8 protein-coding genes are annotated in these 10,222 nt (G+C 70.9%); 5 read left to right on the top strand and 3 right to left on the bottom strand.

What is annotated here, in order from left to right; all coding sequences use genetic code 11:
- Positions 1 to 111: 111 nt before the first annotated feature.
- From hydA to ROTAS13_RS13025, 5 genes are all read left to right on the top strand, one after another.
- Entirely contained in the window at positions 112 to 1,566 is a 1,455-nt protein-coding gene (gene hydA, locus ROTAS13_RS13045; protein WP_075822557.1) for a dihydropyrimidinase, read from the top strand.
- A 131-nt stretch (positions 1,567 to 1,697) separates the two neighbouring features.
- Positions 1,698 to 2,657, top strand: a complete 960-nt coding sequence (locus ROTAS13_RS13040; RefSeq protein WP_058389218.1) for a GAF domain-containing protein — start codon at positions 1,698 to 1,700, stop codon at positions 2,655 to 2,657.
- Between the two features lie 133 nt (positions 2,658 to 2,790).
- Complete coding sequence (adh, locus tag ROTAS13_RS13035) at positions 2,791 to 4,308, top strand: aldehyde dehydrogenase (protein WP_075822556.1); 1,518 nt, start codon at positions 2,791 to 2,793, stop codon at positions 4,306 to 4,308.
- Positions 4,309 to 4,397: 89 nt separating this feature from the next.
- Complete coding sequence (adhP, locus tag ROTAS13_RS13030) at positions 4,398 to 5,429, top strand: alcohol dehydrogenase AdhP (RefSeq protein ID WP_058389220.1); 1,032 nt, start codon at positions 4,398 to 4,400, stop codon at positions 5,427 to 5,429.
- Positions 5,430 to 5,479: 50 nt separating this feature from the next.
- Positions 5,480 to 5,842: a DUF779 domain-containing protein gene (locus tag ROTAS13_RS13025; RefSeq protein ID WP_019460196.1), complete on the top strand. Its 363-nt coding sequence runs from the start codon at positions 5,480 to 5,482 to the stop codon at positions 5,840 to 5,842.
- Between the two features lie 304 nt (positions 5,843 to 6,146).
- On the opposite strand, the gene ROTAS13_RS13020 is transcribed toward ROTAS13_RS13025, so the two are convergent.
- The 3 genes from ROTAS13_RS13020 to ROTAS13_RS13010 all read right to left on the bottom strand — a co-directional run.
- A complete protein-coding gene (locus ROTAS13_RS13020; protein ID WP_075822555.1) occupies positions 6,147 to 7,661 on the bottom strand; it encodes an MBOAT family protein in 1,515 nt (504 codons plus the stop codon).
- Between the two features lie 6 nt (positions 7,662 to 7,667).
- Positions 7,668 to 8,705, bottom strand: coding sequence for a hypothetical protein (locus ROTAS13_RS13015; protein WP_075822554.1), 1,038 nt, complete (start codon positions 8,703 to 8,705; stop codon positions 7,668 to 7,670).
- A gap of 314 nt (positions 8,706 to 9,019) precedes the next feature.
- Positions 9,020 to 10,222, bottom strand: a 1,203-nt coding sequence (locus ROTAS13_RS13010; protein WP_253187677.1) for a LysR family transcriptional regulator, incomplete at its 5' end; no start/stop codon positions are given.

Below are 10,222 nucleotides of genomic sequence, written 5' to 3'. Positions count from 1 at the left end.
CTCCTCGCGGAGCGCTCATGGCGGGGTCTCGGGGGCATACTATGCCCCTGAGCGGAGGGTCCGGGAGGCAGAGCCTCCCGGTTCCCAGGCCCAATCCAAGGCAGAGGAACGATGACGGGATACGAGCTGGTGGTCCGGGGCGGCATGGTCGCGGCCGGGGGAGAGGCGCGGCGCTGCGACGTGGGCGTGCGGGCCGGGCGGATCGCGGCGGTCGGGGAGGACCTGTCCACGGAGGGGGCGGCGGTCGTCGAGGCGGACGGGCTGCTGGTGCTGCCGGGCGGGGTGGACACGCACTGCCATATCGAGGAGCCGCAATCCGACGGCAGCATCCACGAGGAGAGTTTCACCACCGCCAGCCACTCGGCCTTCGCGGGCGGCACCACGACGCTGGTCTGCTTCACGCCGCAGTTCAAGGGCGGCGGCATCCTGGCGCAGCACCGCGCGAACCGGGAACGGGCGGCGCGCGGCATGATCGACCATGGCTTCCACCAGGTGATCACCGACCCGACGCCGGAGGTGATGCGGGCCGAGCTGCCGCAGGTGGTGGCGGACGGGGTGGGCAGCCTGAAGGCCTTCCTCACCTATGACCCGCTGCACCTGACGGATGCGGAGTTCCTGCAGGTCCTGCTCGCCGCGCGCCGGCACGGGCTGATGGTGCATGTGCATTGCGAGAACCACGACGCCATCCGCTGGCGGCAGCAGGCGCTGCTGGCGGCGGGGATGACCGCGCCGAAGTACCATGCCTGGGCGCGGCCCCCGGTGGTGGAGCGCGAGGCCACGCACCGTGCCATCGCGCTGGCGGAGCTGGTGGACCAGCCGATCCAGGTCTTCCATGTTTCCTGCGCCGAGGTGGCGGAGGAGATCGCCCGCGCCCAGGCACGAGGCCTCAAGGTCTGGGGCGAGACCTGCCCGCAATACCTAGTCCTGACCGCGGAGGACATGGACCGGCCGGGCTTCGAGGGCGCGAAGTTCATCTGCAGCCCGGCCCCGCGCCAAGCCGCCGACCACGAGGGCACCTGGGAGATGCTGCGCCGGGGCACCCTCTCGGTGGTTTCTTCCGACCATTGCGGCTTCTCCTTCGGGGGGGACCGGGGCAAGGCGAGGAACGGGCGCGACGCCTCCTTCGATGCCATTCCCAACGGCATCCCGGGCCTCGCCGCCCGCCTGCCGGTCCTCTTCTCCGAGGGCGTCTCGAAGGGGCGCATCGACCTCGCCCGCTTCGTCTCCCTCACCGCCACCGAGCCCGCGCGTATCGCCGGCCTCGCCCACCGCAAGGGCGCCATCGCCCCCGGCCTGGATGCCGACCTCGTGCTCTGGGACCCGGCGAAGGAGGTGACCATCACCAACGCCCTGATGCGGCACGCCATCGACTACACCCCCTATGAGGGGCTGGCGGTGAAGGGCTGGCCGGTCATCACCATCGCCCGCGGCGAGGTGGCGATGCGGGAAGGGGCGATGCTGGCCCGGCCCGGTTCCGGCCGCTGGCTGCCCCGCGACACCGGCGCGGTCGCCCGCCCCCTGGGGCACCTGCCGGACGGCTTCGAGGCCGCCCCGCCGCTGCCCTGACGGCCGGCCCCGGCCGGGGTGGGCCTCGCCCTTCCGGGAGCCTCCCGGAAATTTGTTCTTCCCTTCCCCGGGCGCGGCCGTGGTAGGGCTCTGGTTCCAGAGCAAGGCCCACTTGCCCGAGGGAGGGAAGCATGTCCGGTTCTCCGGCACGCGCGCATGCCGATCAGGTCCGTGCCGTCCTGCAGGACGGTGCGGCGGCGCGCTCCGTGGTGGCGGCCTCCTGGCGCCGCTCGATGACCCAGTACGGGCTGGACCCGGAAAACCACCGCGGCCCCTGGCGAATGACGGAAGCCGAGCTGCGCGAGGCGCGGACGCGCATGGAGCCGCTGATCCAGCTCGCCCAGCCAAGCATGGACCGGCTGTTCCAGGCGGTGGGCGGGATCGGCTGCTGCGTACTGCTGACCGACCGCAACGGCGTGCCCGTGGAACGCCGCGGTGCTCCGGCGGACGACGCGCAGTTCCGCGACTGGGGCCTCTGGACCGGCACGGTCTGGAGCGAGGCGCAAGAGGGCACCAACGGCATCGGCACCTGCATCGCCGAGCAGCGTGCGCTCACCATCCACCGCGACCAGCATTTCCACACCCGCAATGCCGGGCTGAGTTGCAGCACCGTGCCGATCTTCGACGAGGAAGGCCGCCTCGCCGCCGCGCTCGACGTCTCCTCCTGCCGCGCCGACCTCACCGAGGGCTTCACCGGCCTGATCGCGAGCGCCACCGGAGAGGCGGCGCGCCGCATCGAGGAACGCAACTTCCGCCGCGCCTTCCCGCGTGCGCGCATCGTGCTGGCCGACGACCGTGCGCCTGGCGCGCTGCTGGCCATCGATGCGGACGACCTGGTGATCGGCGCCACGCGCGCCGCGCGCCTGGCGCTGAACATCACCCCCGAGAAGCTGCGCCAGCCTCTGCCGGCGGCCGACCTGCTGGGCTCCGGCGGCCCGGCCACGGACCTGCTGCAGGCCGAGCGCAGCGCGTTGCAGCACGCCCTGGCGCGCGCCGGCGGCAATGTTTCCGCTGCCGCCGAGGCGCTGGGCATCAGCCGCGCGACGCTGCACCGCAAACTCCGCCGCCTCGGCCTGCGCGGCGCGAACTGAGCGGGCGCCTGTCGCAGAACTGCGACAGGCCCGGGATTCCGCGCATTCCAGGCAGGTGACAGGACCGGGGCGGAAGTCCCAGCTTATCCTCGATGCGATCCGCAATACATGACGGATCGCAACGGAGGGAAGCATGACCAAGCTCGACGCCCTGCGCGTGACGGATTCCCCGTTCAAGCGGCGCTACGGCAACTTCATTGGCGGCCAGTGGGTGGAACCCGCCAGCGGCCAGACCTTCGCCAACACCTCCCCCGTCAACGGCCGCGTCCTCTGCGAGGTCGCGCGCTCCGACGCCACCGACGTCGACCGCGCGCTGGATGCCGCCCATGCGGCAAAGGATGCCTGGGGCCGCACCAGCGCCGCCGAGCGCGCCCGTCTGCTGAACGCCATCGCGCAGCGCATGGAGGACAATCTCGACCTCCTCGCCCGCGCCGAGACACTCGACAACGGCAAGCCGATCCGCGAGACCACCGCCGCCGACCTGCCGCTCGCCATCGACCATTTCCGCTACTTCGCCGGCTGCATCCGCGCGCAGGAAGGTGCGTTGAGCGAGATCGACCACGACACCGTCGCCTATCACTTCCACGAGCCGCTGGGCGTCGTCGGCCAGATCATCCCGTGGAACTTCCCGATCCTGATGGCCTGCTGGAAGCTCGCCCCCGCGCTCGCCGCCGGCAACTGCGTGGTGCTGAAGCCCGCCGAGCAGACGCCGGCCTCGATCCTCGTGCTCGCCGACCTGATCGCCGACATCCTGCCGCCCGGCGTGCTGAACATCGTCAACGGCTTCGGGCTGGAGGCCGGCAAGCCGCTGGCGCTCAGCCCGCGCATCGCCAAGATCGCCTTCACCGGCGAGACGACGACAGGCCGGCTGATCATGCAGTATGCCAGCCAGAACCTGATCCCCGTCACGCTGGAGCTCGGCGGCAAGTCGCCCAACATCTTCTTCAAGGATGTCGGCGCCGAGGACGACGACTTCCTCGACAAGGCGATCGAGGGATTCGTGATGTTCGCGCTGAACCAGGGCGAGGTCTGCACCTGCCCGTCCCGCGCGCTGATCCATGAGAGCCTCTACGACCGCTTCATGGAGAAGGCGCTGAAGCGCGTCGGGGACATCAGGCAGGGCGATCCGCTCGACCCCTCCACCATGATCGGCGCCCAGGCCTCCAGCGAGCAGCTGGAGAAGATCCTGAGCTACATCGACATCGGAAAGCAGGAAGGCGCCGAGGTGCTGATTGGCGGCGAGCGCAACGTCCTGTCCGGCGACCTCGCGGAAGGCTTCTACATGAAGCCCACCGTCTTCCATGGCCATAACCGCATGCGCGTCTTCCAGGAGGAGATCTTCGGCCCCGTCGTTTCCGTCACCACCTTCAAGGACGACGACGAGGCGCTCTCCATCGCCAACGACACGCTCTATGGCCTGGGCGCCGGCGTCTGGACGCGGGACGCGAACCGCGCCTACCGCTTCGGCCGTGCCATCCAGGCCGGGCGCGTCTGGACCAACTGCTACCACGCCTACCCGGCCCATGCGGCCTTCGGCGGGTACAAGCAATCGGGTATCGGGCGCGAGAACCATCGCATGATGCTCGACCACTACCAGCAGACCAAGAACATGCTGGTCAGCTACAGCCCGAAGAAGCTCGGCTTCTTCTGAAGGGCTGTGAGGGGCGGTGCGGGATGTCCACCCCGCGCCGCCCGGGAACCGCAGAACCCTGAACAACCCCCGAGATTGGGAGAACGTCCATGGCCAGGACCATGAAGGCGGCGGTCGTCCGCGAGTTCGGCAAGCCTCTCACCATCGACGAGGTGCCCATCCCCGAGGCAGGGCCGGGGCAGATCCAGGTCGCCATACGCGCCTCCGGCGTCTGCCACACCGACCTGCACGCGGCGGAGGGCGACTGGCCGGTGAAGCCCAACCCGCCCTTCATTCCGGGGCACGAAGGCGTGGGCTATGTCTCCGCCGTCGGCGCGGGCGTGAAGAACGTCAAGGAAGGCGACCGGGTCGGCGTGCCCTGGCTCTACACCTCATGCGGTCATTGCCGGCACTGCCTGGGCGGCTGGGAGACGCTGTGCGAGGCGCAGCTCAATACCGGCTACTCGGTCAATGGCGGCTTCGCCGAATATGTCGTGGCCGACCCGAACTATGTCGGCCACCTGCCGCGCAACATCGAGTTCACCGAGATCGCGCCCGTGCTCTGCGCCGGCGTCACGGTCTACAAGGGCCTCAAGATGACGGAGGCCCGTCCGGGCGACTGGGTGGTGATCTCCGGCATCGGCGGCCTCGGCCACATGGCGGTCCAGTACGCCAAGGCCATGGGCATGCATGTCGCGGCGGTGGACATCGACGACGCGAAGCTCGACCTGGCCCGCCGCCTCGGCGCCAGCCTCACCGTGAACGCGCGGCACGAGGACCCGGCCGCGGCGGTGAAGAAGCACACCGGCGGCGGCGCCCGGGGCGTGCTGGTCACCGCCGTCTCGCCCAAGGCCTTCGAGCAGGCGCTGGGCGTGGTCGGGCGCGGCGGCACGGTGGCGCTGAACGGCCTGCCGCCGGGCGACTTCCCGCTGCCGATCTTCGACATGGTGCTGAACGGCATCACCGTGCGCGGCTCCATCGTCGGCACGCGGCTCGACCTGCAGGAATCCCTCGACTTCGCCGGCGATGGGCTGGTCAAGGCCACCGTCAGCACCGAGCCGCTGGAGAAGGTCAACGAGATCTTCGACCGGATGCACAAGGGCCAGATCGAGGGGCGCGTCGTGCTCGATCTCGCGGCATGATGGGCGGGGAGGGGGCCGCCCCCTCCCCACAACCCCGGAGGACCGTGCCCATGACCCAGGCAGACCCCAGGCCGGACCGCGTGCGCGCCACGCCCGCCGCGCTGGAGCTCCTGGCCGAGATCCAGGCGGATCACGGCCCGGTGCTGTTCCACCAGTCCGGCGGCTGCTGCGACGGTTCCTCGCCCATGTGCTACCCGCAGGGCGATTTCATCGTCAGCGAGCGCGACGTGCTGCTGGGCGAGATCGGCGGCGCACCCTTCTACATCGGCGCGGCGCAGTACGAGGCCTGGAAGCATACCGACCTGCTGATCGACGTGGTGCCCGGCCGCGGCGGCATGTTCTCGCTCGACAACGGGCGGGAGAAGCGCTTCCTCGTCCGCTCCTCCTGCACCATCCCGCCGCGCCGGGGCTGAGCGTGGCTGTTCCCGGGCGTTGCGCGTCCGGCCCGGGGGAAAGGTGCCACCTTTCCCCCGATACCCCCTATCCGCCAGGAAACCGAGTTTCCTGGACCTTCCATTCGCTGGCTGTTGCTGGCGCCGGATCACGCCGGAGAGCATGGCTCTCTGGCGACGGCCGCTGCAAGGCTGACGGCAACCATCTGGAACCAACTCCCCGGGTCCAGGGCGCGCAGCGTCCTGGCGGAGAGGGGGTCCGGGTGGAGAGGCAGCGCCTCTCCCCCGGGGCTGGCCACGAAGCGCCACGCCGGAACACCACGGATCAGAACTGGAAGTAGACGAACTCCCGCACATTCGCCATCAGCATCATGGCGAGCAGCAGGGCCATCGCCGCCAGCCCGCCGCTGACCGGACCCGGACGGAAGCGCGGCAGGCGGGCCGGGAGGCGCGCCTCGCGCCCATCCGGGGTGCCGTCCACGATCTCCTGCGAGTTCGGTGCCGCCAGCACCAGCACGCTGCCGAGCGCCAGCACCGCCAGCCCCCAGGAAAGCGAGATCAGCGCGCCGAGCCCGCCCAGGTGGTCGCGCAGCGCGGCGATCCCGCCATGCCGCAGCATCTCCAGCGCCGCCAGCGTTTCCGGCTGCACCAGCCCCCGCGCCCCCGCCATGCCGGACAGGACCGAGCCCGCCTCGGCCAGCCCGGGCGCGGCGAAGAAGACCCAGGCGAACATCACCGCCAGCAGCGTCAGCGCCCGTGCCGCCAGCGGGGACAGGCGCCGCCCCGTGCCGTTCCAGAGGTGGTTGACGACGAGGTAGCCGCCATGCAGCGCGCCCCACACCAGGAAGGTCCAGCCGGCACCGTGCCACAGCCCGCCGAGCAGCATGGTCAGCACGAGGTTGAGGTGCCGCCGCGCCGGCCCCTGCCGGTTGCCGCCGAGGGGGATGTAGACGTAGTCACGCAGGAAGCGCGACAGCGTCATGTGCCAGCGCCGCCAGAAATCGCTGATGGAGAGCGCCTTGTAGGGCGAGTTGAAGTTGTGCGGGAAGCGGATGCCGAAGATCCGCGCCAGCCCGATGGCCATGTCGGAATAGGCCGAGAAATCGAAGTAGAGGCCGAGCGAGAAGGCCAGCACCGCCATCCAGGCCTCGGCCATGCCCGGCTGCGCCGCCCCGGCGAAGACCGGCGTCGCCAGCGCGCTCACCGGATCGGCCAGCAGCATCTTCTTCACCAGCCCGGTGACGAAGAGCGCGAGTCCCGCCGCCGCGTCCTCGCTGCGGAAGCGGAAGGTCCGGGGCGCGCGGAACTGCGGGATCAGCTCGTGGTGATGGACGATCGGCCCTGCGATGAGATGCGGGAAGAAGGTGACGAAGAGCGCGTAGTCGAGCAGGCCATAGGCTTCGCTGCGGCCGCGGCCGCAATCCACCAGATAGGCGATCTGCACGAAGGTGTAGAAGGAGATGGCGAGCGGCAGCACCACCGCATCCAGAGCGAGGTTCAGCCCCGTCAGAGCGTCCAGGTTCCGCGCCAGGAAGCCCGCATACTTGTACCAGCCGAGCAGCAGCAGGTTGCCGCCGACGCCCAGCGCCACGAGCCACCGCGCCAGCCCGGGCCGGCGGTGCCGCAGCCGCAGGATGATCCGGCCGAGCGCGTGATTGGCCAGGATCGAGAGCAGCAGCAGACCCAGGAACTCCACGCTCCACCAGCCATAGAAGACCAGCGAGGCCAGCAGCATCCACAGCCGCGCGCCCTGCATCCCGGCGAGGCGCGCGCAAAGGAAGAAGCCCGCCGCCGTGGCCGGCAGGAAGCCCAGGATGAAGACATGCGAGTTGAACAGCATGGCCGGCTACTCCGCCGATCCGCCGGCGAGGCGGCGTTCCGCCAGGCTGCGCGCCAGATGCGCCGTGAAGTCGCGGTGGTTCGGGTAGAGCAGGTGCGCCGCATCGGCGAAGCGCGCATCGGGCCAGGGCAGGGCGCGCCCGTCGATCACGCGCCGGGCATCGCCGCCCAGCGCCGCCGTCACCGCCTGCGTCCAGCTCCGCACCAGCCGGCCCTGCGGATCGTGGAGCCGGCTCCATTCCGGCTTGGCCGGCAGCGTCGCCACCACCAGCGTCACGCCCCTGTCCGCCAGCATCGCATCGAAGCCGCGCAGCGCGGCGAAACAGTCGGGATCGAGCACCGGCGCCGGCTGGTAGGAAGCGGGGCGCACCAGGATGCTGGAGCCCAGCGGGTCGGCTATCGCATCCTCGGGGGAGAGCGAGGTGCCGCGCCAGCGGGCGAGCGCCTCCCGCGCCAGGTAGAGCGGGCGGAAGCCGGTGACATAGGGCAGCCAACCCGGCACCTGGCCGGCGAGATAGGCGCGGGCGAGATCCTCGTCCACGAAGGCGGCGTCCTGCGGGCCGCAGCTCTCGAAGTCGCGCGGCGCCATCACGGAGAGCACGGTGCGCAGCTGCGGCGCGCGTTCCAGCAGCAGTCCGGTGAGGAAGGCCGTCTGGTCCACATGCAGGAAGCAGGGCGCGGCGTTGTAGGCCCGCACCCCCGGCAGCCGCTGCTCCAGCAGTCCCATGTCGAGGTTGCGCCAAGTGACGGAGGAGCCGACCGCGATCAGCGTGCGGTCCTCCAGCGGTGCCTCCCGCAGCAGGGCGAGCTTGCCGTCGATGCAGTCGGTGGCCGCCAGCGGCGGGGGCGGCAGCAGCGCCTGGTAGGCCAGCGCCATGTGCAACCCGGCCAGCGCGCCGATCCCGCCCAGGAAGAGGCCCAGGAAGGCCAGCAGGAAGCGGCGCGCCGGGCGGCCGGCATCACGTTCCGGCCAGGGCGGGTGCGCGCCCCCGCGGACGGGACGGCCAAGGGAAGGGGATGACGGGGCGTAGCTGGTGTCGGCCATGGAAGGCCTCCAGTCGAGCGCCGTGCCAGGGCGGAAAAGCCGAGGCAGACGGGAGCGATGACGGGACGGTGCTTGTTCCCAAGCCCAGAGCGATGACGGCCCCCGCGATGTCTGCCCACGGCCCCGCCTCCAGCCACGCCCGTCCCCTTCCGGAGCGGCGAATCGGCATGGGCGGCAACCTGTCGGTCGCGCGGGGAGGCGTCAGCGGTCTAGGGCGGATTCATCATCGATTCGTCTTCAATTCCAGAAAACGGTTCGGAATTGAGAATACTCTGACCGTATGAAACCGTCTCGCCCAGTCCCTTCCCAGCCTATCACATGTTTGTGATCGAAGCCTGGAAGGTGTGCGCCTCTCGCTCCTCCGGGGCGGCCGTCTCGCCGCCCTTCGCCGCGCCTACCTCCCGCGCCACCGCCAGCAGCAGCCGGCGCAGCCAGGCATGGCCGCCATCCGCCTCGAAGCGCCGATGGAAGATCATCGACAGCCGCGTGTGCTGGATCTCCACCGGCACCGGCCGCAGCACCAGCCCATGCGCCTCCGCCATGCGGTGCGCGAGGCGGGCGGACAGCGTCATCACCATCCCGGTGCGCTTCAGGATCTCGGGCACCGCCGCCAGATGGGCCACCACCGCCCCCAGGCGCCGGGGATGCCCCGCCTTGCGCAGCGGCTCGTCCAGCGCCCCGTCGCGCGATCCGTTGGGCGAGTGCAGCAGGTGCGGGAAGGCGGCGAAGCGCTCCACCGTCAGCTCCCCCTCGCAGAGCGGATGGTCGGGCCGCAGCAGCACGCAGAACTCCTCCGGCAGCAGCCGCAGCCGCGTGTAGAGGCTGGGCGGTTCCGGCAGCACGCCGATGGCCAGGTGCACCGCGCCGGCTTCCAGCAGCGCCTCGGCATTGGTGCGGTCGCCATGGCGGATCGCCAGCAGGCAGCCCGGCGCCTCGCGCGTCATCCGCTCCAGCAGCGGGGGCGCCAGGATCGCCTCGGCATATTCGCTCATCGCCACGGGAAAGACCCGCTCGGACACCGCCGGCTCGAAAGGCGCCTGCGCCGCCAGGGTCTCGCGCAGCTTCTCCAGCGTCTCCGCCACCGGCCCGGCGAGCGACATGGCCAGCGCCGTCGGCTCCACTCCGCCCGGCGCGCGCAGGAACAGCTCGTCGCCCAGCATCGTCCGCAGCCGTGCCAGGGCATTGGACACGGCCGGCTGCGACAGGTTCAGCCGCGCCGCCGCCCGGGTGACGTGCCGCTCCCGTGCCACCGCGTCGAAGACGCGCAGCAGGTTGAGGTCGAGGTTGCAGGGATCCGCTGTCATGGCCGTGACGAGGTTGGGCGCTCGGCGCCGCCAGGGGAAGGGCCCCCGCCGCCGGACAGGCCCCCCGGCCGCCCCTCCTGCCTCACACCTCTGGCGTTGCTCCGCCCCGGGCCGCCGGCCGCGGAGCGGCAGGGAGAAGCCGTTGCCCGTCACCCCAGGCCGCCAGCCCGCTCCTCCGGCGTCGCCTGTCTCTTGATCACATCTACGCACAGC

The organism is Roseomonas sp. TAS13 (assembly GCF_001950415.1).
GTDB classification, from domain to species: Bacteria; Pseudomonadota; Alphaproteobacteria; order Acetobacterales; family Acetobacteraceae; genus Roseomonas; species Roseomonas mucosa.
This window is presented reverse-complemented; position numbering and strand designations above follow the sequence as displayed.